This window comes from Blastococcus sp. TF02A-35 (genome assembly GCF_004571075.1).
Lineage (GTDB): Bacteria > Actinomycetota > Actinomycetes > Mycobacteriales > Geodermatophilaceae > Blastococcus.
Genome location: NZ_SPQP01000004.1, coordinates 121,549 through 144,408 on the forward strand (window position 1 = coordinate 121,549; position 22,860 = coordinate 144,408).

Here is a 22,860-nt window from a genome sequence, read left to right on the forward strand (position 1 = left end):
GGGCGGTAGGTGCTGCTCGGGCGGCCGCGCCGGGCAGCACCTCGTCGGCCGGGCCGGGCCGCGGCGTGCACACTGTCGTGGTGAGTCCCGTCCTGCCCACCGGCCCGGTCGCGCCGGCCGGGCCGGACGCGGCGCCCGACGAGGGCCCGGCGCCGTCGACGGCCACCGGCCCGGACGGGGGCCCGGGGTCCCCGGAGGACGAGTCCCGGCTGCGGCGCTGGCCACCGGTCCTGCGCATCCCCCTCGAGGTCCTCGGGCAGACCGTCGCCAAGGCCTGGCACGACCGCATCCTCGGCCTGTCGGCGGAGGCGGCGTTCTGGCAGATCCTCTCCATCCCGCCGCTGCTGATCGGGCTGCTCGGGTCGCTGGGCTACCTCGGGGACGTCATCGGCAGCGACGCGGTCCGTCAGATCGAGGACCAGCTGCTCGACGCCTCCGCCGAGGCGGTGACCCCGGGCGTCGTCGACTCGCTGGTCGCCCCCACCTTGGCCGACATCCTGGGATCGGGGCGGCTGGACGTCGTGAGCCTGGGCTTCGTGCTCTCTCTGTGGGCGGGGTCCTCGGCGACCGCGACGTTCATGAACACGATCGTCATCGCCTACGACCAGCGCGACGTCCGCGGGCCGATCCGGACGCGGCTCAAGGCGCTGTGGCTGTTCGTGGTCGGCATGGTCGTGGCCGTGCTGACGCTGCCGCTGCTGGTGCTGGGCCGTGAGGTGCTGGTGGCCCTCGCCCCGCCCGACTGGCGCGGGCCCACGGCGATGTTCATCGACGCCGTCTACTGGCCGCTGGTGCTCGTCGGCCTGCTGCTGGCCCTGACGAGCTTCTTCCACGTCGTCCTGCCCCACCGGCTGCCGTGGCGCCGGCACCTGCCCGGCGCGTTCCTCAGCCTCGGCTTCTTCCTCGTGGCGGCCCTGCTGCTGCGCGCCTACATCGGCGACATCCTGACCACCGCGCTGCCCTACGGCGCGCTCGCGGCGCCCATCGGCGCGCTGCTGTTCTGCTTCTTCTTCGGCATGGCCGTGCTGCTGGGCGCCGAGCTCAACGCGACCATCCAGTCGCGGTGGCCCGCACCGCTGCGCCGGCACGACCGCCGGCGACGGGCCCGGCGGGCGGCCAAGCTCGAGGAGGAGGCGCGCCGCCTCGGCCTGCGCTAGCGGCCCCGGTGGCGGGTCCCGCCGCGAGCCCGCGCGTGGTGGGGGCGGCCGGGGTGCTCCTACTTCTTGAGCTGGTTGTAGATCTCCTTGCAGGCCGGGCAGACGGGGCTGCCGGGCTTCGGGCTCTTGGTGACCGGGAAGACCTCGCCGCACAGCGCCTCGACCATCGTCCCCATGACCGCGCTCTCGGCGATCTTGTTCTTGCGGACGTAGTGGAAGACCTCGTTGGCGTTGCCCGTGTCGGCGTCGCGGACGTCCGGGCGCTCGAGGATGTCGCTGCTGGTCATGCGGGCTCCCTGCTCGGCGGTCGTGTCGTGCGGGCGGTCCGGCGGCGGTCGGCCTCGGTGCCCCCGCACCCGGCGACCATGATGACAGGGCGGGCTCCCCCAGCTCGGCCCAGCCCGGGCACCGGTCAGACGTCGATGATCCGCGTCGACCGGGCGGGGTTCTCCAGGACCCGGTCCGGCCGCGGGGTGTAGCCCCGCATCTCCGTCTTCTTCTTCGGCGGACGGTCGTTGGCCATGACCACGGCGATCCACGGCAGCACGGTGCCCAGGATCGCCAGGATGATCATGAGCCACACGATCTTGTAGAAGACGGCGGCCAGGATCAGCGCCACTGCGCGGATGGCCATCGTGATCGCGTACCGCCGCTTACGGGCGGCGTGCTGGTCGGCGAGGCTGGTCTGGGCTTCCGTGATGAGCAGGGGCTCGGACCTGCGTGCGCGCGCGGACTGCTGGCTCGAGGCCACGGGTACCTTCCCTCCGCCGGCCGGGTCGCTCGGGGCGCCCCGGACCCCTCCCATGGTGCCACCGGAACGCGGTCCGGCGGCGGGGCGCCGGTGCTCAGCCGGCGGAGGCCTGGCGGGCCGCCTTCGCTGCCTGCTTCTGCTCCTGCTTGAACGCCCGCACCTCCGCAAGCGACTCCGGTCCCGTGATGTCGGCGACCGAGCGCCGGGACCCGTCGGCGCCGTAGTCACCGGCGGCCTCGCGCCAGCCCGGCGGGGTCACGCCGTACTGCTTGCCGAGCAGCGCCAGGAAGATCTTCGACTTCTGCGCACCGAAGCCGGGCAGCGCGTTGAGCCGCTTCAGCAGGGTGGCGCCGTCCGGCCCGTCGGCCCACAGGCCGGCCACCTGGCCGTCGTACTGCTCCACCAGGGCGCGGCACACCTCCTGCGCCCGCCCGGCCATGGAGCCGGGGTAGCGGTGCAGGGCCGGCGGCCCCTGGAAGAGCCGGACGAGCTCCTCGGGGTCCGTGGCGGCGATCTGCTCGGCCGACAGCGTGTCCACGCCGAGCCGGTCGGCCAGCAGCCGCGGGGCCCCGAAGGCGCGCTCCATGGGGAACTGCTGGTCCAGCAGCATCCCGATCAGCAGCGCGAGCGGGTCGCGTCCGAGCAGCTCGTCCGCGGCGTCGTCCTGGGCGATGCGAAGGGTCGGCACGCCCGGAATCGTGCCCCACCCCGGTCCTGGAGCACCGACCCGGGCAGCGTCCCGGCGCCTAGAGCCCCCGCGCCACCCGCTCGAGCAGCCCGTCCAGCTGGGCCTCGCGCTCCTGCTCCGACAGCTCCTGCAGCGGGCCCTGCAGGCACAGCACGGCGAACCCGTGCACCGCGGCCCAGCAGGTGAGGTCCGCACCGGGACGTCGCTCGGCGGGCAGCTCTCCGGCCGAGACCATCTCGTCGAGCACGGTGGAGAGCACCCCGTAGGGGCCCTGGCCCGGTGCCCCCTCCTCCGGCCGGCCGCAGGCGAAGGCCGTGGCGAACAGGCCCGGCTCCGCGAGCGCGAAGTGCACGTACTCGCGGCCCACGGCACGCAGCCGCGCGGCGGCGGGCCGACCGTGGTCGTCGGCGGGGAGGTCGGCCAGCCGGTCGCGCATCCGCTGCTCCAGCTCGGCCATGCCGCGCGAGGAGACCTCGGCGAGCAGGTCGTCCCGGTCCGCGAAGTGGCGGTAGGCCGCGTTGTGCGAGACGCCGGTACGCCGGGCGGCGTCGCGCAGCACGACCGCGTCGGCGCCTCCGGCCCGCGCCTGGTCGACGGCGGTGTCGATCAGCGCGGCCCGCAGGTTGCCGTGGTGGTAGCGGCGAGCGGCGCCGGGACCTTCGACCATGTTGACAGTGTCCACCTTCCGTGCTGTGGTGTCCATGTTGCCGGTGCCCACATCGGCGCTCCCCTCCTCCGCCTCCGCGCCACCGACAGGAGAACCGCCATGAGCAGCACCGCACTCGCCGGCCGGGTGACCGCCGACGCACCGCCCGGCACGGTCGCCTTCCTCATCGGCATGCGGGTCAACCGGCTGCGCAAGGTCCGGCAGTGGCTGCCGGTCGCCACGGCGATGCCTCGGATGCTGCAGGAGCTGCTCGCGCAGCCCGACCTGGGGCTGCTCGCCGCCCGCACCTACGTCAGCGGGCGCATCGTGCTCACGGTCCAGTACTGGCGCAGCGCCGAGGACCTCGACCGCTACGCCCGCGCCCGGGACCACGCCCACCTGCCCGCCTGGCGGGAGTTCAACAAGCGGGTCCGGGACAACGGCGACGTCGGCATCTTCCACGAGACCTACGTCCTGGACCGCTCCGAGAGCGTCTACGTCAACATGCCCGCCGGCTTCGGCCTCGGCGGCGCCACCGGCCTGGTCCCCCTCGCCGCGCGCGGGCAGCGCGCGGCCCACCGGCTGGACGCCTCGGTGCCCGACGTCCCCGCCGTCGCCCCCTACTGACCGGCGGGACCCGGGGGCCTGCCCCCCGACGCGGACCGGCCCCCGGCCGCGGCTGCGGTCGGGGGCCGGTCGGTGCGGCAGCGGTCAGCGACGGATGGTGACCGTCACCGTGTCGGTGGCCGTGACCTCCGCCCCGAGGCTGTCGGTCATCGACATCGTGCACTCGAAGCGCGCGGTGCCGGCCGCGGTGGGCGTCCCCTGCAGGGAGAGGTTGCCGAACTGCCACGCCGAGTAGTCGCGCCTGGCCGCCTTCTGCACCGTCGCCGGCTTCGCGGTCAGCGACAGCGCACCGGCTCCGGGCGCACCGGCGTTGGTCTGCACGCAGCCGTACTCCAGCGTGCTGCCGAGCAGCTTCCCGGAGCCGATGTTGCCGAAGATGACGACGGGCGCGACGGGCTTGCCCACCCTGCCCTGCACGGGCAGCCCGATGTTCACCTCCTGCACGAGCTTCGTGCGGGTGGCGGGTGCGGTGACCACCACGTCGAAGGTCATCGGGTTGGCCTTGTTGCCGGCCTTGTCGGTCGCGGTGCAGGTGACCGTCGTGGTGCCGAGCGGGAACTGCGAGCCCGAGCGGGGCGAGCAGACCGGGGTGACGGCACCGTCCCGCGTGTCACCGGCGACGACCGAGTAGGTGACCTTCGCGCCGTTGACGCTCGTCGAGGGAACCCGCACGGGGTCCTTGCCGGCGATGCGCGGGGCCAGCTGGTCGGCCGGACGCGGGGCGAGCCTGGCCGGGTCCACGATGCCCCAGTAGGCGGGGGTCACCTGCAGGTCGTCGTCGAAGGGCAGCGGCGCCTCCCACGGGCGGGCGGCCGGCCACGTCCGCAGCCAGCTGCGGGCGTTGCTGATGCCCCAGAAGGTCACCGACTCGATCGACCCCGAGTGCTTGCGGAGCACCTGGAACAGGTCGCGGTAGTAGTACCCGTTCTCCGTCTCCGACTCGGCCTGGTTCGCCATCCCGGGACGGTGCTGCGGCACCGTCCCGGCGCTGACGTCGGCACCGTTGTTCTCCGCCGAGGTGCTGATGTCCAGCTCGGTGATGACCTGCAGCAGCGTCGGGTCGAGCTTCTCGACGGCGGTCAGCGAGTCGTCGAGCCACTGGACCGGGCGGGCGAAGTCCATGTGCGCCTGGTGGCCGACGCCGTCGATCGGGACGCCCCGCTGCATGAGGGCGGAGATGAGGGACAGGTAGTCGGCCCGCTTCTCCGGCATCTCGGAGTTGTAGTCGTTGATGAACAGCTTCGCCTGCGGGAAGTACTTGTCGGCGAAGCGGAACGCGTCGTCGACGAAGGTCTCGCCGAGCACCTGGAACCAGCGGCTGTCCCGCATGTCGTGCGGGTTGGCGTTGTCGCCGTCGGCGATGACCTCGTTCACGACGTCCCAGGCCCAGATCGGGCTGGTGCCGTTCGGGTAGCGCGCGTTCACGTGGTCGGCGATCGCCTTGATGTGCGTCTCCATGCGGGAGCGCAGCAGCGCCTGGTCGGCCGGGCTGTTGGTCAGGTCGCGCTCCCCGTCCTTGAAGAACCAGGCCGGGGTCTGGGAGTGCCAGGCGAGGACGTGGCCGTAGACCTTCTCGCCGTTCCTGTCGGCGTAGTCGAGCAGCGCGTCGAGGTCACCGAAGGTGAAGGTGCCCTCCGTCGGCTGGATCTCGGCGGGCTTGCCGTCGTTCTCCGGGGTGATCGCGTTGAAGTGCTTCTGCAGCAGCTGGGAGGGCCGGCCGACGGTCTCGCGGGCGTCGACGGCGACGCCGACGTGCTCGAAGCCCTGGGCGCCGAGCACGTCCTTGAGCGCGGGGACGTCCTGGATCGGCGTCTCGGCGAACTCCTTCACCGTGACGTCGTCGATGAGGAAGCTCGCGCCGGCGGTCCCCTCGACGTAGAGCTGCGCCTTGTCGACCGGAGCACCCAGCGTGTAGGTCCCCTTCAGCTGGACCCACGCGGCATCGGTGACCACCGCGCTCGCGCCCGCGACGTTGTCGTAGCCCGTGGCGGCGCCGGCGCGGTCACGCTGGACCGAGGCCAGCAGCGAGGCGGAGCCCTGGCCGGGGGCCAGCTTCGCCCACAGGGAGACCTGCACGGTCTTGCCGACCGCGACGCTCTTCGTGAGGTCGAGGACCGGGCCCTGCCAGGACTGCAGGCGGTTGGTCGCCAGCAGGCTCTGCGCCCCGCCGTGGGCGTCGGAGGTGACGACCTCCACCTTGGCGTCGCCCCGGGGGCCCCAGCCCTGCAGACCGCTCTCGAAGTCGGTGCTGACCGGCTGGACGGTGCCCGGCTCGGCCGGCGGCTGCGCCGCCTCGCCGACGATCTTCACGTCGTCGACGTAGAAGCTCTGGGTGGCGTCGGGGCTCTCGAGGTAGACCTCCAGCTCGGAGGTGGGCGCGGCGATCGAGTAGGTGCCGGAGAGCTTCGTCCAGCCGGCGTCGGTGACGTCGCCCTGCTGGATCCAGTCGTAGGCGGTCGCGCCGCCCGTGGGCGTGCGCTTCACCGCGAAGGTCACCTTGTCGGTGCCGCTGCCGGCGGGCAGCCGCACCCAGGCCTCCAGGCTGTAGTTCCCGGGAGGCATGAGCGAGAGCCCGTTCAGCCCCGGCCCCTCCCAGTTCTGGGTGCGGCCGGTGACGGCGAGGCTCTGCGCCCCGGTGCGGGCGGCGTCGGTCGTCGTCGCCACCTTCGCGCCACCACGGCCGTACCAGCTGCTGGTGCCGTTCTCGAAGCTCGTCTCGTGCACGGTGGCCGGAGCGGCTCCCGCGACGGGCGCCCCGATCACCGCCAGCCCGGCGGTCATGCCGAGGGCGAGACCCCCGGCGGCCAGACGACGTCCTGACATGTGAACCCCTCGCCCCGATCGTTCGGCGGGCCGTCGTGACCTCGCCGTGATGCAACCGAGGGGAGTGAAGCGGCTCACATTCTGTTACGTCAACGATTTCCATGGTTTTCGAAACTCTTGCGCGCAACAGGTCGCGGCGCCGCGGGGCGGCCCGCCGTGGCGGCACGGGAGAATGCCCAGGTGCGCGCCGTCGTGAGCCGAGTCAGTACAGCCGCTGTAACCGTCGACGGGGTCGTGGTCGGGGAGATCGGCCCCGGGCTGCTGTCACTGGTCGGAGTGGGCCGCGAGGACGACGCGGACGCGGCCCGGGCGCTGGCCCGCAAGATCCACGAGCTGCGCATCTTCCCCGCCGAGGGGGGCCAGGTGTCGGCCGCCGACCTGGGCCTGCCGGTGCTCGTCGTCAGCCAGTTCACGCTCTACGCCGACACCCGGAAGGGTCGCCGGCCGTCCTGGCAGGACGCCGCCCCCGGTGAGCTGGCCGAGCCGCTCGTCGACGAGGTGGTGGCCGAGCTGCGCCGCCGCGGGGCGACGGTGGCCACCGGGCGGTTCGGGGCGAGCATGCGGGTCTCGTCGGTCAACGAGGGCCCCATGACCCTGCTCCTGGAGGTCTGACCTCGGGGAACGGCTCCGGCCGAATTACATGTCTGGGACTCTGCGTCACCGGGTATGTGCGGGTGACCGAAGACACTCCCTGTCGGTTTGCTGTCAAGGGTGGGTTCCTGGAACACCAGGCCCCCTGGCGACCGTTGTGCAGGGCGTACCACACCGGACAGAGAAGAGCGGAACCGGCCGGACACCCCGGGCCCACCCGCTGAACGCCTGGATGACCTTCCGCCCGTCACCGACGCGGCGCGGATGCATCCGAATCCAAGGCAAGGACGAAGACCCATCGTGACGCTGCTGCAGTCTTCCCCCTCCGACTCGCTCGACGTGCGCGCCCCGCGCCGTGAGCCCGACGCCAGCGGTCTGGTCTCGACCGACCTCGTGCGCGTCTACCTGAACACCATCGGCAAGACCGCGCTGCTCACCGCCGAGCAGGAGGTGGAGCTCGCCAAGCGGATCGAGGCCGGCCTCTACGCCGAGCGGCTGCTGGACGAGAAGAAGGACCTCACCGCCGCGCGCAAGCGCGACTACAAGATCCTCGCCACCGACGGCAAGGCCGCCAAGGCGCACCTGCTGGAGGCCAACCTCCGGCTCGTGGTCTCCGTGGCCAAGCGCTACACCGGGCACGGCATGACCTTCCTGGACCTCATCCAGGAGGGGAACGTCGGCCTGATCCGCGCGGTCGAGAAGTTCGACTACACCAAGGGCTTCAAGTTCTCGACCTACGCCACGTGGTGGATCCGCCAGGCGATCACCCGCGCCATGGCGGACTCCGGCCGCACGATCCGGCTGCCCGTCCACCTGGCCGAGCAGGTCAACAAGGTGGTGCGCACCCGCCGGCGGATGCACCAGGAGCTCGAGCGCGAGCCCACCGCCGAGGAGCTCGGCCTCGAGCTGGACATGGCCGAGGAGCGCATCGTCGAGCTGCTCGAGTACAGCCGTGACCTGGTCAGCCTCGACCAGACCGTCGGCACCGACGAGGAGTCGCGCCTCGGTGACTTCATCGAGGACGCCGACGCCGCGGTCGCCGAGGACGCGGTCGCCTTCCAGATGATGAAGGGCGACGTCCGGCACGTGCTGGACACGCTCGAGGAGCGCGAGCGCGACGTCGTCGTCCTCCGCTTCGGCCTGGACGGCGGCCAGCCCCGCACGCTCGAGCAGATCGGCAAGCAGTTCGGTCTGTCCCGCGAGCGGGTGCGCCAGATCGAGCGGGAGACGATGGCCAAGCTGCGCGACCCGCAGCGCGCCGACGCCCTCCGCGACTACCTGGCCTGACAGCCGCGCCACGACGGGCCGCCTCCCCACCGGGAGGCGGCCCGTCGTCGTTCCCGGCTAGACCGGCGAGCGCATCCGGCGCGGGCCGGGGTCGACCCGGGCGGTGGGCGGGCCGACCAGCGCGGTGCCCCCGGCGACCACCAGCGACCGGCCGCCGTGCCACGGGTTCGGCGGCCCGACGATCACCGGCTCCAGGGTCAGCCGCAGCACCTCGGGCAGGTCGTCGGCCAGCCGGGCCACCCGCAGCAGCAGGTCCTCGAGCGCGTCGGTGTCGACCGGCTCCGAGCCGCGCCAGCCGTCGAGCAGCGGCCAGGCCCGGGGGGCGCGCACCAGCTCGGCGGCGTCCAGGTCGGTCAGCGGCAGCGTCCGGAAGGCGCGGTCGCCGAGCAGGTCGGTGGCCACTCCCCCGACGCCGAAGCTGACCAGCGCACCGAACGACGGGTCGTCGACGATCTCCACGACGGTCGCCACCCCGGGTGCGGCCATCTCCTGCACGATCACCGGGTCGCCGGAGGGGATCGCCGCGAACGCCTGGCGCACCGCCTCGGCGTCCACCAGGTCCAGCCGCACGCCCCCGAGGTCGGAGCGGTGCCGCAGCCACGGCGCGGTGGACTTGAGGACCACCGGGTAGCCGATCTCCTCGGCGGCGGCCACGGCCGCCTCCGCGTCGGTGACCGTGCGGGTGCCCAGCAGCGGCACGCCGTAGGCGCCCAGCAGGGCCAGCAGCTCGTCGTCGCGGAGCTCCCGCCCGGCGGGCTCCTCGGCCAGGACACGGCGCACGAGCTGCTGCGCCGCCGGCTCGTCGACGTCGGGCAGCTCGGGCAGGTCACCGACCGGGCGCCGGCGCCACTCCGCGTACTCCACGGCCTTGGCCAGCGAGATCACCGCCCGCTCCGGTGTGGAGTACGACGGCACCGAGCCCCGGGCGGCCACGCCCTGCTCGTCCAGGACGGCGAGCTCCTCGGGGACGCCCTCGGTGGAGAGGAAGCTGGCGACCACCGGCTTGGCCGAGCTCCTGGCCACGTCGCGCAGGGCGGGGCCGAACTCCGCCGAGCCGGCCATGAGCGGCGGCAGGAAGACCGCCACGACGGCGTCGACGCCGTCGTCGTCCACGGCCTGCTGGAGCGCGGCCCGGAAGTCCTCCGGCGTGCCGGTGACCCCGATGTCCACCGGCTCCTCGCAGGCGAGCTCCAGCCCCTCCTCCAGGACGGCGTCGGCCACCAGCCAGCCGATGGCCGTGGAGTTGCCCACGACCGCCACGCGTCGCCCCTCCGGCAGCGGCTGGTAGGCCAGCAGCGTGCCGACGTCGAACATCTGGGCGACGGTCTCCACACGGATGACGCCGGCCGAGGCGAACAGCGCCGCCACCGACTGCTCCGGCACCGCCACCGACGTGCCGGCGAGCCCCCGGGTCACCTGCACGTGCCGGCCGCTCTTCACCGCCACGACGGGCTTGGTGCGGCCCACGGTGCGGGCCAGCCGGGCGAACTTGCGCGGGTTGCCGAAGCTCTCCAGGTGCAGCAGGACCACCTCGGTCCCCGGGTCGGTGGCCCAGTACTGCAGCATGTCGTTGCCGGACACGTCGGCCCGGTTGCCGGCCGACACGAAGGTGGACAGCCCCAGGTTGCGGCTCCGGGCCCGCTCCAGCAGGGCCACGCCCAGGGACCCCGACTGGGCGAAGAACCCGACGCGGCCGCGCGCGGGCACCATGGGCGCGAGGCTGGCGTTCAGCCGGACCTCGCGGTCGGTGTTGACCACGCCCAGGCAGTTCGGCCCCACGACCCGCATGCCCGAGGCGCGGGCGGCGGCGACCAGCTCCCGCTCGCGGGCGCGGCCCTCGGGCCCGGCCTCGCCGAAGCCGCCGGAGACCACGACGAGCCCGCGGACGCGCTTGCGCCGGCAGGCCTCCACGACCCCGGCCACCTCGTCGGCGGGCACGGCCAGGACCGCGAGGTCCAGGTCGTCGGGGATCGACTCGATGTCGGCGTAGGCGGGCACCCCGCGGACGTGCCGGGCGGTCGGGTTCACCGGGTAGACCGGGCCGGCGAAGCCGTAGTCGAGCAGGTGGCGCAGCAGCGCGTTGCCGATCTTCCCCTCGTCGTTGCTCGCGCCGACGACGGCGACCGACGACGGCGTGAGCAGCCGGGCGATCGACCGGGACTCGCTGCGCTGCTCCCGCTCGTAGGCGACGGCGAGGGCGTCCTCGGTCTGCTCGATGGGGAAGGTCAGGTGGACGACGCCGTCCTCGTAGGACCGCTCGGCGTCGTACCCGGCGTCGCGGAAGACCCGGACCATCTTGCTGTTCTGGGCCAGCACCTCGGCCACGAAGCGGCGGATGCCCCGCTCGCGACCGGCCGCGGCCAGGTGCTCGAGCAGCACCGAGCCCAGCCCCCGGCCCTGGTGGGCGTCCTCGACGAGGAAGGCGACCTCGGCGTCGTCGGTGCCGGGGTAGCGGTCGTAGCGGCCCACGGCGATGACCTGCTCGCCGAGCAGGATCACGAACGCCACCCGCTTGTCGTGGTCGACGTGGGTGAACCGGTGCAGGTCCTTGTCCGAGAGCCGCTTCATCGGCCCGAAGAACCGGTAGTAGCGGGTCTGGTCGCTGCTGCGCTCCATCAGCCCGGTGAGCCCCTCGGCGTCGTCCGGGCAGATCGGGCGCAGGTGCACGGTGCCGCCGTCGGCGGCGACGATGTCGGCCTCCCAGCCGGGCGGCGGGGTGGGGACGCCGTCGTCGTCGGTGGTGCCGGGGGTGGTGGTCTGCTCAGTCACGGGGGTCGTCCGGGTCCAGGCCGAAGTAGGGGAAGGCGGCGCGGCGGGTGCGCATGATCGCCCGGTCCACGCGGGACTCGGTGAAGGTGTCCCAGCGCGAGAAGCCGGTGTACCCGCCCTCGGTCATGTGCGTGGGCGGCCGCGCCCGCAGCCCGCGGCGCACGACGTCCTCCCGCCACGACTCCGGGATCTCCGTCGCCGGGCTGAGCGGGGAGCCGCTGACCTCGGCGAGCAGGTGGGTCCAGGCGCGGGGGACGCAGCGCACCAGGCCGTAGCCGCCGCCGCCGAGGGCGACCCAGCGGCCGTCGCACAGCTGGTGGGCCAGCTCGTGCATCGCCTTGTAGCTGGCGCGCTGGCCGTCGACGGTGAGCGCGAGGTCGGCGAGCGGGTCCTCGTGGTGGGCGTCGCAGCCGCACTGGGTGACGATGATCTGCGGCTCGAACGCCTTGAGCACGCTGGGCACCACGGCGGTGAAGGCGCGCAGCCAGGCGGAGTCGTCGGTCCCGTTGGGCAGCGCCAGGTTGACCGCGCTGCCGAGGGCCTTGTCCGGGTCGCCGGTCTCCTCGGGGTAGCCGGTGCCGGGGAACAGGGTGAGCGGCGTCTGGTGGATGCTCACGGTGAGCACCCGCGGGTCCTCGTAGAAGGCGGCCTGGACGCCGTCGCCGTGGTGCACGTCGAGGTCCACGTAGGCGATCCGCTCGTACCCCTGGCCCAGCAGCCAGGCGATGGCGACGGCGGCGTCGTTGAAGACGCAGAAGCCCGACGCGCTCCCCCGCATCGCGTGGTGCAGGCCGCCGGAGATGTTGACCGCGTGCTGCGCGGCCCCGCTGTGCACCTGCTGCGCGGCGAGCACGCTGCCACCGGTGATCAGGGCGGCGGAGTCGTACATGCCCTCGAAGATCGGGTTGTCGGAGGTGCCGAGCCCGTGCCCTACCCCCGGGTCGCCCGGCGCCCGGCGCACGGCCTCCAGGTAGGCCGGGTCGTGCACGAGCGTGAGGAGCTCGGTGTCGGCCGGCGTGGGGGCCACCACGCGCAGGCGGTCGGTGGACAGGACGCCGAGGCTGTCGGCCAGCCGCATGGTGAGGTCCAGCCGCACCGGGTGCAGCGGGTGGTCACCACCCATGGTGTAGCCCAGCAGCGCGTCGTCCCAGACGACGGTGATCGAGTCGCTCACGGGCCCCCTCCCCTGCCGGCGCCCCGGGCGCGCCCGCTCGGGCCGGACGCTACCGGTTCGCCGTCCCCGCCGTGGGCTGCCGCCGGGCCCTCCGCGCTGGTCACCGAGACCACTCCCGGGAGGGGCGGCCAGGGGCCTTCGGCCCCGTAGACTGTCCGCTGACACGGAGGAGTGCTTGTGAACGACCTCATCGACACCACGGAGATGTACCTCCGGACCATCTTCGAGCTGGAGGAGGAGGGGATCACCCCGCTCCGCGCGCGCATCGCCGAGCGCCTCCACCAGAGCGGCCCGACGGTCAGCCAGACCGTGGCCCGCATGGAGCGCGACGGGCTGCTCACCGTGGAGGGCGACCGCCACCTGCAGCTCTCCGAGGAGGGCCGCCAGCTGGCCACCGCCGTCATGCGCAAGCACCGGCTGGCCGAGTGCCTGCTCGTGGACGTGATCGGCCTGGACTACGCCGACGTCCACGAGGAGGCCTGCCGCTGGGAGCACGTGATGAGCGAGGCCGTGGAGCGCCGGCTGCTCTCGCTGCTGGGCAACCCCACGGTGTCGCCGTTCGGCAACCCGATCCCCGGCCTGGACGCCCTGCGCGGCGAGGAGCCGCTGGGCGGCGAGACCTCGGCCGTCCTGGACTCGCTGACCCTGCTGTCGACCACGGCCAGCGCCGAGGGACGGCCGGTGGTGGTCCGCCGGATCAGCGAGCAGCTGCAGGAGAACGCGGAGCTGCTCCGCGCCCTGGCCGACCACGGGGTGCGCCCCGGGGTCACCATGACCGCCCAGCTGGTGGAGGGGTCGGTCAGCCTCGACGGCTACGTGCTGCCGGTCGGCATCGCCCAGCACATGTTCGTGAGCGCCGTCGACGAGGAGCTCACCCCGCTGGAGGCGGCTCCCCTGCTCTGACCGCGGCGGGCGCGGGCGGGCACCCGGGCGGCGCCGGGGGGACCCGGCTCTTACGGTGGGCGCGTCCCTGCTCCACGGTGAGAGAAGGCCCTGGTGACCTCGTCCGCGTCCCCGTCCGCCGACCCGGCCCCCGAGCCGGCGCCCAGCCCTTTCCACCGGCTGGCCGACTTCGTCGCGATCCCGCGGATCGGCTCGCTGGCGCTCTCGCCCGACGGCCGGCTGGCCGTCTCGCTGGTCACGCTCGACCGCGAGGGCAAGAAGTGGCAGTCCGCGCTCTGGGAGCTGGACCCGGAGGGTCGCCGGCCGGCCCGCAGGCTGACCCGGAGCGCGCCCGGCGAGTCGTCCCCCACCTGGGCGCCCGACGGCTCCCTGCTCTTCACCTCCGCCCGGCCGGACCCCGGCGCGCCGGCATCCGACGAGCCCAGGCCCGCCCTGTGGCGGCTGCCGGCCGAGGGCGGTGAGGCCCGGCCGGTGGTGGCCCGGCCGGGCGGCATCGGCGCCTTCGCGGTCGCCGCCGACAGCGGTGACGTGGTGGTCGTCTCCTCGACCCTGGCCGGTGGCGCAGAGCCCGAGGCGGACGAGGAGCGGCGCAAGGCCCGGGCCGACGCCGGGGTGACGGCGATCCTGCACGAGGCCTACCCGGTGCGGTACTGGGACCACGACCTCGGACCGGCGGCGCCGCACGTGTTCTGGGCCGGCCGGCTGCCCGCCGACGAGGACCCCACCGGCCCCGCGGCCGTCGCGCTGCGGGACCTCACGCCCGACGCCCTGCCCCCGAACGGGGCCGGCGAGGAGGTCACGCTCTCCCCCGACGGCAGCCTGCTCGCCCGTGCCGACGACGTGCCCGACGGGCCGGCCGGCCGGCGCACCCGGCTGGTGGTCACCGACACCGCCTCCGGCGAGACCCGGGTGCTGGTGGACGACCCGCTGGCCGACGTCTACGGGGCCGCGTTCTCCCCCGACGGCAGCCGGCTGGTGTGCGTGCGCGAGTCGATGTCCACCTACGCCGACCCGCCGGACTACACGCTGCTGCTGGTGGACGTCGCCGACGGCTCCGCCCGCGAGCTCACGCCGGGCTTCGACCGGTGGCCCAGCGCTCCGCAGTTCGCCGCCGACGGCGCGGCGGTCTACTTCCTGGCCGACGACCAGGGCCGCCACGCCGTCTTCCGGGTGCCGGTCGACGGTGGTGAGCCGCTCCGGCTGACCGGGGACGGCGCCTACAGCCACCTGCAGGTCGCGCGCGACGGCGGTGCGCTGTTCGCCCTCCGGTCGGCCTACGACTCCCCGCCCGTCCCGGTCCGGCTCGACCCGGCGACGCCGATGCAGGACCCCGCCCCCATCCCCAGCCCCGCCTCCGTGGGGACGCTGCCCGGCACGCTGCACGAGCTCAGGACCACGGCCGCCGACGGGGCCGAGGTGCAGTCCTGGCTGGTGCTGCCCGAGGGAGCCTCCGCCGACGCGCCGGCCCCGCTGGTGCTGTGGGTGCACGGCGGCCCGCTGATGAGCTGGAACTCCTGGTCCTGGCGCTGGTGCCCCTGGGTCCTCGCTGCGCGGGGCTATGCGGTGCTGCTGCCCAACCCGGCGCTCTCGCAGGGCTTCGGGCTGGACTTCGTCCGCCGCGGCTGGGGCGAGTGGGGCGAGGCGCCCTACACCGACCTCATGGCGGCGGTGGACGCCGCCGAGCAGCGCCCGGACGTCGACGAGACCCGCACCGCGGCCATGGGCGGCTCCTTCGGCGGCTACATGGCCAACTGGATCGCCACGCAGACCGACCGTTTCAAGGCGATCGTCACCCACGCCAGCCTGTGGAACCTCGAGGGCTTCCTCGGCACCACCGACGCGGCCTACTACTGGGAGAAGGAGTGGGGCGACCCGCTCACCGACCCCAAGCGGTACGAGCAGAACTCGCCGCACCGGTTCGCCGACGCGATCCGCACACCGATGCTGGTGATCCACGGCGACAAGGACTACCGCGTGCCGATCGGCGAGGGGCTGGCCCTCTGGTACGCGCTGCAGAAGCGCGGGATCCCCTCGAAGTTCCTCTACTTCCCGGACGAGAACCACTGGGTCCTGACGCCCGGCAACAGCCGCATCTGGTACGAGGCGGTGCTCGCCTTCCTCGCCGAGCACGTCCTCGGCGAGGAGTGGCGGCGGCCCGAGCTGCTCTGAGGCCGGCGCGCCCGTCACCCCCGGCCCACGGCCTGCTCGACCAGCTCGCGCAGGTCGCCGGGGGTGAGGCAGGCGTCCAGGCCCTGCCGCAGCAGGCGGGCCAGGACGTGGCCGGGGTCGCTGTCCAGCGCCCGCCCCAGCGCCACGTTGGCCATGGCGCCGTCCCCGCGCAGCCACACGCTGACGGCCAGCAGGGTCGCCGGCGCCGCGTCCAGCGGGGGCGACCCGCGACGGGTGCACTCGGTCCAGAGCGTCTCGGCGGCGGCCGCGTCGTCACCCAGGGCCAGGGCGAGCGCCCGGTCCCGCACCCGTGCGTCCCGCAGCGCCCAGAGCACCATCGCCGTCTCCTCGTCGGTGAGCGGGCCGGCCGGCGACGGCGCCCCGGGTCCGCAGCGCGCCACCGCCGCGAGGACCGCCGTCCACGACTCCTCCAGCAGCGCCGCCCAGCCGGAGCCCCGGGCCCGGGCCGCCCGACGCGACGCCACCCGGGAGCAGGCCGCCCGCACGCCCTCGCGCGCACCGGGCGGCGGGTCGAGCCGCGCCGCCAGCGCGGCGCGGTCGGGGGCGAGCACCTGGCCCGTGCTGACCGCCGCGGCGGCCAGCGGGCTGACCCCGCCGGGCACCGGCGTGCCCGCCCCGGGGAGGCAGCAGGGGTACGGGCAGTCGTAGGACCACCACCGCCCGCCACGCACGAGCAGGACGTCCCGGACGGCGACCCCGGCGGCGGCCAGCGTTCCGACCAGGGCGTGCACCACCGACCGGTGCGGTAGCGCGGCGCCGGCCAGGGGCTCCTCTTCCCAGGGCTCGAGGACATCGGGCTCCTCGGAGACCACGACCACGAGCGCGGCGTCGGGCCGGTCGGTCCGCAGGCTCCTCGTCAGCACCGCGGCCGCAGCCGCGGCGTCGTGCGCGGCGGGCAGGTCCGCGCGCACGGTCAGCCCCACCCGGCCCCCGGACGGGCCGCCGAGGCCGATGAGGACCACGGACTCCTGCGGGTGGAAGCCCAGCAGGTGCGGGAGCGCCGCCGCCACCTCGCCGGGGTCGGAGATCCGGACCTCGGGTCGGTCCGGGGCGGGGTGGGCGGTCGAGGTGTCCATGCCCCGACCCTGGTCACGCCGCCGGGGGCTGACCAGGGTCGGCCGCGGCCTGTGGACGGCCCCGGCGGGTGTGGACGCGCGGGTCAGCCGAGCGCGTCGGCCTGCGTCTCGTAGGCCTGCGCGAGGAGGTCGGCGAAAGCGGCCGCGTCCAGCTCGGCGCCGGCGGTGGGGTCGGCCACGACCGTGAGCAGCAGGAGCAGCCGGTCGCCGTCCTCCACCGCGCCGACCAGCGTGGGCACCGAGATCTGCGTGCCGTCCGGTGCGGTGACCGCCGTCGTGTACCGGAGCAGCGCCGAGCCGTCGCCGAGGTCGTCGACGGGCAGGTTCTCGAAGGTGATCGTCGCCTGCCCGATGTCGGGCAGCTCCACCTGAGCCTGCGGGCACCGCTCGCCGGCCTGGGAGAGCTGGCCGACGGCGTCCTCCAGCGGGCCGCCGCGGACCAGCATCTCCACCGTCGCCGTGCCGCCCAGGCTGGCGCTCTGCGCCGCCACGTCCTCGAAGTCGTCGAGGTCCGGCTGCGTGCCCTCGACCGCGACCCGGCAGCTCTCCGGCTGGATCTCCACGCCCTCGGTGAGGGCCGAGATGCCGGCGCCCTGGCGCAGCTGCTCCGGGGAGATGGCGACGACGGACGCCTCGGCGCCGAACGCCTCGGCGGGGAGCAGCCCGGAGGCGAGGTCGGAGGCGGCCTCCGTCTCCTCCGCCGAGGAGGACGCGGACGTGCTCGACGCCGACTCCTCGGAGCCGCCGTCCCCGCTGCACCCGGCGAGCACGACGGCCGAGACGAGGCCGGCGGCGAGCGCGCCGGGGAGACGGAGCCGGCCGCGGACGTGGAGAGCAGTCGCCATGGGGAGAACGCTAGCCGCTCCGCCGTCGATCGGCGCCCGCTCAGGCCTCGTGCTGCACCGCGCTGCGGGCGGCCAGGATCGGCCGGACGTGCTCGGCGATGACCGCCTGGTGCACCGGGTCCTTCGCGTAGCGGCGGAACGCCTCGGCGTCGGGGAACTCGGCGATCAGCACCGTGTCCGCGTTGCCCTCGGTCAGGCCGGCGTCGTCCGCGACGACGAGCGACGTCATCCCCCCGACGGTCTCGCGCAGGCCGCGGAGAGCGGCGACGGTCGCCGCCCGCCGCTCGGCGTCGGCGTCCGGGGACCAGGTGAAGACCACGACGTGACGGATCATGCCCGCCACCTTGCCAGCCCCGACCGGGTGGCACCGCCCGGCTGGCGTCGGGCGCACGGGCGCGGCTGGTTAGAGTCCGCCTCATGGGACGGTCGTTGCGCATCGCACTGCTGTCCTACCGGAGCAAGCCGCACGGCGGCGGCCAGGGCGTCTACGTCCGCGCCCTCTCCCGCGAGCTCGCCGAGCTCGGGCACCGCGTCGAGGTGCTGAGCGGCCAGCCCTACCCGGAGCTCGACGACGGCGTGCCGCTCACGAAGCTGCCGAGCCTGGACCTCTACCGGGAGCCCGACCCGTTCCGCACCCCGCGGCCCTCGGAGTTCCGCGACTGGGTCGACGTCGCCGAGTGGGCCACCATGTGCACCGCCGGCTTCCCCGAGCCGCTGACCTTCAGCCTGCGCGCCGCCCGCCACCTGCTCCCCCGGCGCGACGAGTTCGACGTCGTCCACGACAACCAGTCCCTGGGCTACGGCCTGCTGCGCCTGGTCAACGCCGGCGTCCCGACCGTCGCCACGGTGCACCACCCGATCGCGATCGACCGCGAGCTGGAGCTGGCCGCGGCCCCGACGCTGCGCAGGAAGCTGACGCTGCGCCGCTGGTACGCCTTCACCGGCATGCAGGCCCGCGTGGTGCAGCGGCTCGACGGCGTCACGACCGTCTCGGAGAACTCGCGCCGCGACATCACCACGCACATGGGCCTGGCGCCGGAGCGCATGCAGGTCGTCCCGGTCGGCATCGACCCCGACCGGCTGACCCCGCCACCGGACGGGCAGCCGCGGGAGGCCGACTCGATCCTGGCCATCACCAGCGCCGACGTCCCGCTCAAGGGGCTGGTGCACCTGCTCGAGGCCCTGGCCAAGCTCCGCACCGAGCGCCCGGTCCGGCTCACCGTCGTCGGCAGCGCCCGGCCCGGCGGCCCGGCCGAGGCCGCCCTGGAGCGGCTCGGCCTGCGCGACGCCGTCCGGTTCACCGGGCCGGTCCCCGAGGCCGAGCTGGTCACGCTCCTGCAGCGCGCCACCGTGCTGGCCATCCCGTCGCTGTACGAGGGCTTCTCCCTGCCGGCGATCGAGGCGATGGCGTGCGCGACACCGCTGGTCACCACCGACGCCGGGGCGCTGCCCGAGGTCGTCGGCACCAAGGCCGGGCTGCGGGTGAAGGCCGGTGACGTCGGCGAGCTGACCGCGGCGCTGAAGCTGGTCCTGGACTCGCCCTCGCTCGCCGAGCAGCTCGGCCGCGCCGGCCGCCGGCGGGTCCTGGAGATGTTCACCTGGCGGGCCACGGCCGAGCGCACCGCCGACTGGTACGCGGAGATCCTCGAGCGGAAGGGGCGGCCTTGCTGACCGTCGACTACGACCTGCTGGACCTGCGGCCGGGGATGACCGTCCTCGACCTCGGGTGCGGCGAGGGCCGGCACGCCTTCGAGGCCTACCGCCGGGGCGGCCGCGTCGTCGCCGTCGACTGGGGCCAGCACGAGGTCGAGACGACGAAGCGCTGGCTGGGTGCGATCGCCGAGGCCGGCGAGGCCCCGGAGGGCGCCCGCTACGAGGTGGTCCGCGGCGACCTGCTGCACCTGCCCTTCCCCGACGCCAGCGTGGACCGGGTCATGGCCTCTGAGGTGCTCGAGCACATCCCCGACGACGCGACGGCGATGCGGGAGATCTTCCGCGTGCTGAAGCCCGGCGGCCGCGCCGTCGTGACCGTGCCCCGCTACGGCCCCGAGCGGGTGTGCTGGGCGCTGTCGGACGAGTACCACGCCAACGAGGGCGGGCACATCCGCATCTACCGCGGCGGCGTGCTGCGCGCCCGGCTGGCCACGGCCGGGCTGGTCCCGGGGAGGAGCCACCACGCGCACGCCCTGCACGCCCCGTTCTGGTGGCTGAAGTGCGCGGTGGGCGTCGAGAAGGACTCCGCGCTGGTGCGCGCGTACCACCGACTGCTGGTCTGGGACCTCACCGACCGCCCGCTGGTGACCCGGCTGGCGGAGAAGGTGCTCGACCCGCTGATCGGCAAGAGCTTCGTCGTCTACGCCGACAAGCCGGCCGGCTCCGGGACCGACCTCCGGACCGGGGCGTTCGGCGCCGCCGAGGGGCGGGAGCGGTCCGCTGCCGCCCGCTGACCGGTCGGTGCTCCTGCCGGAGCTGACCGGGGTCCTGTCCGGGGACCAGGTGCGGCAGACCGTCGACTGGATCTCCGGCCAGCAGGACGCCGACGGCGCCCTCCCCTGGTTCCACGGCGGCCAGCTCGACCCGTGGGACTCCGTCGAGGCCGCCATGGCGCTCGACGTCGGTGGCGAGCACCAGCGGGCGGCCGCTGCCTACCGCTGGCTGGCCGGCCGGCAGCGCCCGGACGGGAGCTGGGCCGCCGAGTACCGCGACGGCGCCGAGAGCGCTCCTGCGGCCGAGAGCAACCACGCCGGCTACCTGGCCGTGGGCGCCTGGCACTCCTGGCTGGTCACCGGCGACGAGGAGCTGGTGAGCGAGCTGTGGCCGGTCGTCCGGCGGGCCCTGGACCTGGTCACCCGGATGCAGCTGCCCGGCGGCGCGGTGAGCTGGGCGCTGCGCCCCGACGGCACCCCCGACGACCTCGCCCTGGTCACCGGCAGCGCCAGCCTGTTCCAGGCGCTGCGCTGCGGGCTGGCCCTGGCCGAGCTGGCCGGGGACGCCCAGCCGGACTGGGAGCTGGCGGTCACCGACCTGGGCAGCGCGCTGCGGGAGCGGCCCGAGGCGTTCGGCGACCGGTCCCGGTTCTCGATGGACTGGTACTACCCGGTCCTCGGGGGCGCGCTGTCCGGCGCCGCCGCGCAGGACCGGCTCGCCGCCTCCTGGGACACCTTCGTCGTCCCGGGCCTCGGCATCCGGTGCGTCTCCGACCGGCCCTGGGTCACCGGCGCGGAGACCTGCGAGCTGGCCCTGGCGCTCACGGCGGCCGGGCGGCCGGACGACGCCCTGGAGCAGGTGGCCGCGATGCAGCACCTGCGGCACGACGACGGCTCCTACTGGACCGGCTTCGTGTTCGCCGACGACGCGCGGTGGCCGATCGAGCGCACCACCTGGACCGCCGGCGCGGTGGTGCTCGCCGCCGACGCCATCTCCCGCGCGACGCCGGGGTCCGGGCTGTTCGCCTCGCCCGGCGACCTGCCCGGAGCGGGTATGCCCGATCCCACCGGATCGGCGGGTTGGCTGGCGGGAGGTGCGGGCACGGTCCGTCCGTGACCCCGCCCCGCTCCCCCGACGTCACCGTCGTCGTCATGTCCCGCGACCGGCGGGAGGACCTGCTCGCCACGCTGCCCCGCCACGAGGCGCCGGTCGTGCTGGTCGACAACGCCTCGACCGACGGCACCGTCGAGGCGGTCCGGGCCGCGCTGCCCGCGGTCGAGGTCGTGCCCCTGCCGGAGAACGTCGGCTCCTACGCCCGGACCGTCGGCGTGCAGCACGCCGGCACGGAGTTCGTCGCGTTCGCCGACGACGACTCGTGGTGGGCGCCCGGCGACCTCGCCCGGGCCGCGGGGCTCATGCGCGCGCACCCCCGGCTGGCCGTGCTGAACGCGCGGATCCTCGTGGGCCCCGAGGAGCGGCTGGACCCCGTCTGCGCGGAGATGGCCGCCAGCCCGCTGGGCACCCCGGCCGACCTGCCCGGCCCGGCGCTGCTGGGCTTCGTGGCCTGCGCCGCCATGGTGCGCACCGAGGCGTTCCTCGCCGTCGGCGGCTTCGACCGGGTCGTGCGGTTCCCCGGCGAGGAGGAGCGGCTGGCCCTCGACCTGGCGGCGGCCGGCTGGGGCATGGCCTACGTCGACGAGGTCACCGTGCACCACCACCCCTCGCCGCGGCGGTCCGCGCCCGACCAGCGGCGGACGGCGATCTGGCGCAGCCGGGTGCTCACCGCGGTGATGCGGCAGCCCCTGCCCGAGGTGGGCCGGGTGGTGCTGCGGGCGGTGCGCACCGGCCCGGCCGAGCGGCGGGGCCTGCTGGGGGCGCTGCCCGACGTCCCGGCCGCGCTGCGCTCCCGGCAGGCGCTGCCCGCGGGCGTCCGGGAGCAGCTGCGGGTCCTCGCCGGGAGCGGGGCGTGAGCGCCGACCCGCGGGTGGCCGTCGTCGTCATCACCCACCAGCGGCGCGACGAGCTGCTGCTGGCCCTGGAGCGTCTCGTCGCCCTCCCCGAGCAGCCGCACGTGGTCGTGGTGGACAACGGCTCGACCGACGGCACGGCGGCCGCCGTCGGCGAGCGGTTCCCGCAGGTGGAGCTGATCGCCTCGCCGGAGAACCTCGGCGCCGTCGGCCGCAACCTCGGCGTCGCCCGGCTGGACACCGACTACGTCGCCTTCTGCGACGACGACACCTGGTGGGAGCCCGGCTCGCTGCGCACCGCCGCCGACGTCCTGGACGCGCACCCGCGCCTGGCGGTGGTGACCGCCCGGATCCTGGTCGAGCCCGGCGGGCGCGAGGACCCGATCGTCGCGGAGCTGCGCGACTCCCCCGTGCGCGGGGCCGACTGGCTGCCCGGCCCGGCCCTCGGCTCCTTCCTCGCGGGCGCCTCGGTGCTGCGCCGGGCGGCGTTCGAGGAGGTCGGCGGCTTCTCCGAGCGGCTCTGGCTGGGCGGCGAGGAGGAGCTGATGGCCGGCGACCTGGCCGCCGCCGGCTGGGAGCTGTGCTACCTGCCCGCGCTCACCGTGCACCACCAGGCCAGCCGGGCCCGCGACCCGCACAAGCGCCGGGCCGACGGCATCCGCAACACGCTGTGGACGACGTGGCTGCGACGGCCGTTCCGCCCCGCGCTGCGGCGCACCGTGCACCTGCTGCGCACCGTGCCGCGGGACCGGGTCACCGCGCGCGGGCTGCTCGCCGCCCTGCGCGGGCTGCCGTGGGTGCTGCGCGAGCGGCGGGTGCTGCCCGACGTCGCCGAGGCCCGGTTCGCCGCCCTCGAGGAGGCGCAGCGCACCTCCACGGCCCGCCGCTACGTCTCCTGACCCCGAAGGCGAGATCTGCACACTCGTCCCCATCAGCCGC

Annotated in this window: 21 protein-coding genes; 11 read left to right on the top strand and 10 right to left on the bottom strand. The window is 74.7% G+C overall.

What is annotated here, in order from left to right; translation table 11 throughout:
- Window positions 1-80: 80 nt before the first annotated feature.
- A complete protein-coding gene (locus E4P43_RS03130; RefSeq protein WP_135143968.1) occupies window positions 81-1,157 on the top strand; it encodes a YihY/virulence factor BrkB family protein in 1,077 nt (358 codons plus the stop codon).
- Between the two features lie 59 nt (window positions 1,158-1,216).
- Here E4P43_RS03130 and E4P43_RS03135 read toward each other — a convergent pair whose 3' ends face one another.
- The 4 genes from E4P43_RS03135 to E4P43_RS03150 all read right to left on the bottom strand — a co-directional run bounded on the left by E4P43_RS03135 (window position 1,217) and on the right by E4P43_RS03150 (window position 3,263).
- Entirely contained in the window at window positions 1,217-1,444 is a 228-nt protein-coding gene (locus E4P43_RS03135) for a DUF3039 domain-containing protein (protein ID WP_135143969.1), read from the bottom strand.
- Between the two features lie 125 nt (window positions 1,445-1,569).
- Complete coding sequence (locus E4P43_RS03140) at window positions 1,570-1,908, bottom strand: DUF3099 domain-containing protein (protein ID WP_135143970.1); 339 nt, start codon at window positions 1,906-1,908, stop codon at window positions 1,570-1,572.
- 94 nt (window positions 1,909-2,002) lie between these two features.
- Window positions 2,003-2,596 (bottom strand): HhH-GPD-type base excision DNA repair protein, encoded by a 594-nt coding sequence (locus E4P43_RS03145; protein WP_135143971.1) that lies wholly within the window; start codon window positions 2,594-2,596, stop codon window positions 2,003-2,005.
- A 58-nt stretch (window positions 2,597-2,654) separates the two neighbouring features.
- Window positions 2,655-3,263, bottom strand: coding sequence for a TetR/AcrR family transcriptional regulator (locus tag E4P43_RS03150; RefSeq protein WP_135143972.1), 609 nt, complete (start codon window positions 3,261-3,263; stop codon window positions 2,655-2,657).
- Window positions 3,264-3,362: 99 nt separating this feature from the next.
- Here E4P43_RS03150 and E4P43_RS03155 point away from each other — a divergent pair, with 99 nt between their 5' ends.
- Window positions 3,363-3,869 carry a DUF4188 domain-containing protein gene (locus tag E4P43_RS03155; protein ID WP_135143973.1) on the top strand — a complete coding sequence of 169 codons (507 nt, stop codon included), beginning with the start codon at window positions 3,363-3,365 and terminating at the stop codon, window positions 3,867-3,869.
- Between the two features lie 84 nt (window positions 3,870-3,953).
- Here the strand turns inward: E4P43_RS03155 and E4P43_RS03160 are convergent, their stop codons facing one another.
- Window positions 3,954-6,692: an endo-1,4-beta-xylanase gene (locus E4P43_RS03160; RefSeq protein WP_209313693.1), complete on the bottom strand. Its 2,739-nt coding sequence runs from the start codon at window positions 6,690-6,692 to the stop codon at window positions 3,954-3,956.
- A 192-nt stretch (window positions 6,693-6,884) separates the two neighbouring features.
- On the opposite strand from E4P43_RS03160, the gene dtd reads away from it, so the two are divergent.
- Both dtd and sigB read left to right on the top strand, forming a co-directional pair.
- Window positions 6,885-7,304: a D-aminoacyl-tRNA deacylase gene (gene dtd, locus E4P43_RS03165; RefSeq protein ID WP_348522087.1), complete on the top strand. Its 420-nt coding sequence runs from the start codon at window positions 6,885-6,887 to the stop codon at window positions 7,302-7,304.
- 279 nt (window positions 7,305-7,583) lie between these two features.
- Window positions 7,584-8,570: an RNA polymerase sigma factor SigB gene (gene sigB / locus E4P43_RS03170; protein WP_135143975.1), complete on the top strand. Its 987-nt coding sequence runs from the start codon at window positions 7,584-7,586 to the stop codon at window positions 8,568-8,570.
- A gap of 57 nt (window positions 8,571-8,627) precedes the next feature.
- Here sigB and E4P43_RS03175 read toward each other — a convergent pair whose 3' ends face one another.
- Together E4P43_RS03175 and E4P43_RS03180 are read right to left on the bottom strand one after the other, a co-directional pair.
- Window positions 8,628-11,339: a bifunctional GNAT family N-acetyltransferase/acetate--CoA ligase family protein gene (locus tag E4P43_RS03175; protein ID WP_135143976.1), complete on the bottom strand. Its 2,712-nt coding sequence runs from the start codon at window positions 11,337-11,339 to the stop codon at window positions 8,628-8,630.
- Window positions 11,332-12,513 (bottom strand): acetoin utilization protein AcuC, encoded by a 1,182-nt coding sequence (locus tag E4P43_RS03180; protein ID WP_135143977.1) that lies wholly within the window; start codon window positions 12,511-12,513, stop codon window positions 11,332-11,334. Before E4P43_RS03180 ends, E4P43_RS03175 begins: the two co-directional genes overlap by 8 nt.
- A 177-nt stretch (window positions 12,514-12,690) precedes the next feature.
- On the opposite strand from E4P43_RS03180, the gene E4P43_RS03185 reads away from it, so the two are divergent.
- Window positions 12,691-13,416 (top strand): metal-dependent transcriptional regulator, encoded by a 726-nt coding sequence (locus E4P43_RS03185; RefSeq protein WP_135143978.1) that lies wholly within the window; start codon window positions 12,691-12,693, stop codon window positions 13,414-13,416.
- A gap of 93 nt (window positions 13,417-13,509) precedes the next feature.
- The gene (locus E4P43_RS03190) at window positions 13,510-15,585 is read left to right on the top strand and encodes a S9 family peptidase (RefSeq protein ID WP_135143979.1); all 2,076 of its coding nucleotides are present in this window, start codon (window positions 13,510-13,512) and stop codon (window positions 15,583-15,585) included.
- Window positions 15,586-15,599: 14 nt separating this feature from the next.
- Here the strand turns inward: E4P43_RS03190 and E4P43_RS03195 are convergent, their stop codons facing one another.
- From E4P43_RS03195 to E4P43_RS03205, 3 genes are all read right to left on the bottom strand, one after another.
- The gene (locus tag E4P43_RS03195) at window positions 15,600-16,682 is read right to left on the bottom strand and encodes a DUF4192 domain-containing protein (protein ID WP_135143980.1); all 1,083 of its coding nucleotides are present in this window, start codon (window positions 16,680-16,682) and stop codon (window positions 15,600-15,602) included.
- An 83-nt stretch (window positions 16,683-16,765) separates the two neighbouring features.
- Window positions 16,766-17,527 carry a hypothetical protein gene (locus E4P43_RS03200; protein WP_135143981.1) on the bottom strand — a complete coding sequence of 254 codons (762 nt, stop codon included), beginning with the start codon at window positions 17,525-17,527 and terminating at the stop codon, window positions 16,766-16,768.
- Window positions 17,528-17,567: 40 nt separating this feature from the next.
- On the bottom strand, window positions 17,568-17,861 hold the full coding sequence (locus tag E4P43_RS03205) for a Dabb family protein (protein ID WP_135143982.1): 294 nt from the start codon (window positions 17,859-17,861) through the stop codon (window positions 17,568-17,570).
- A gap of 83 nt (window positions 17,862-17,944) precedes the next feature.
- Between E4P43_RS03205 and E4P43_RS03210 the strand changes: the two genes are divergently transcribed.
- The 5 genes from E4P43_RS03210 to E4P43_RS03230 are packed head-to-tail and all read left to right on the top strand — an operon-like array spanning window position 17,945 to window position 22,820.
- Window positions 17,945-19,198, top strand: a complete 1,254-nt coding sequence (locus E4P43_RS03210; RefSeq protein ID WP_135143983.1) for a glycosyltransferase family 4 protein — start codon at window positions 17,945-17,947, stop codon at window positions 19,196-19,198.
- Entirely contained in the window at window positions 19,192-19,974 is a 783-nt protein-coding gene (locus E4P43_RS03215) for a class I SAM-dependent methyltransferase (protein WP_135143984.1), read from the top strand. Before E4P43_RS03210 ends, E4P43_RS03215 begins: the two co-directional genes overlap by 7 nt.
- A gap of 7 nt (window positions 19,975-19,981) precedes the next feature.
- Window positions 19,982-21,070 carry a prenyltransferase gene (locus E4P43_RS03220; protein ID WP_135143985.1) on the top strand — a complete coding sequence of 363 codons (1,089 nt, stop codon included), beginning with the start codon at window positions 19,982-19,984 and terminating at the stop codon, window positions 21,068-21,070.
- Entirely contained in the window at window positions 21,067-21,924 is an 858-nt protein-coding gene (locus E4P43_RS20745; protein ID WP_280790925.1) for a glycosyltransferase, read from the top strand. Before E4P43_RS03220 ends, E4P43_RS20745 begins: the two co-directional genes overlap by 4 nt.
- Window positions 21,921-22,820: a glycosyltransferase gene (locus E4P43_RS03230; RefSeq protein ID WP_135143986.1), complete on the top strand. Its 900-nt coding sequence runs from the start codon at window positions 21,921-21,923 to the stop codon at window positions 22,818-22,820. The genes E4P43_RS20745 and E4P43_RS03230 overlap by 4 nt, the downstream gene beginning before the upstream one ends.
- The last annotated feature ends 40 nt before the right edge of the window (window positions 22,821-22,860 follow it).

Bases quoted from the DNA above. Each gene is read 5' to 3' on its own strand.
- E4P43_RS03195 (WP_135143980.1), bottom strand. From the start codon at position 16,682: ATGGACACCTCGACCGCCCACCCCGCCCCGGACCGACCCGAGGTCCGG.
- E4P43_RS03205 (WP_135143982.1), bottom strand. From the start codon at position 17,861: ATGATCCGTCACGTCGTGGTCTTCACCTGGTCCCCGGACGCCGACGCC.
- E4P43_RS03135 (WP_135143969.1), bottom strand. From the start codon at position 1,444: ATGACCAGCAGCGACATCCTCGAGCGCCCGGACGTCCGCGACGCCGAC.
- E4P43_RS03210 (WP_135143983.1), top strand. From the start codon at position 17,945: ATGGGACGGTCGTTGCGCATCGCACTGCTGTCCTACCGGAGCAAGCCG.
- E4P43_RS03150 (WP_135143972.1), bottom strand. From the start codon at position 3,263: ATGGTCGAAGGTCCCGGCGCCGCTCGCCGCTACCACCACGGCAACCTG.
- E4P43_RS03200 (WP_135143981.1), bottom strand. From the start codon at position 17,527: ATGGCGACTGCTCTCCACGTCCGCGGCCGGCTCCGTCTCCCCGGCGCG.
- E4P43_RS03155 (WP_135143973.1), top strand. From the start codon at position 3,363: ATGAGCAGCACCGCACTCGCCGGCCGGGTGACCGCCGACGCACCGCCC.
- E4P43_RS03160 (WP_209313693.1), bottom strand. From the start codon at position 6,692: ATGTCAGGACGTCGTCTGGCCGCCGGGGGTCTCGCCCTCGGCATGACC.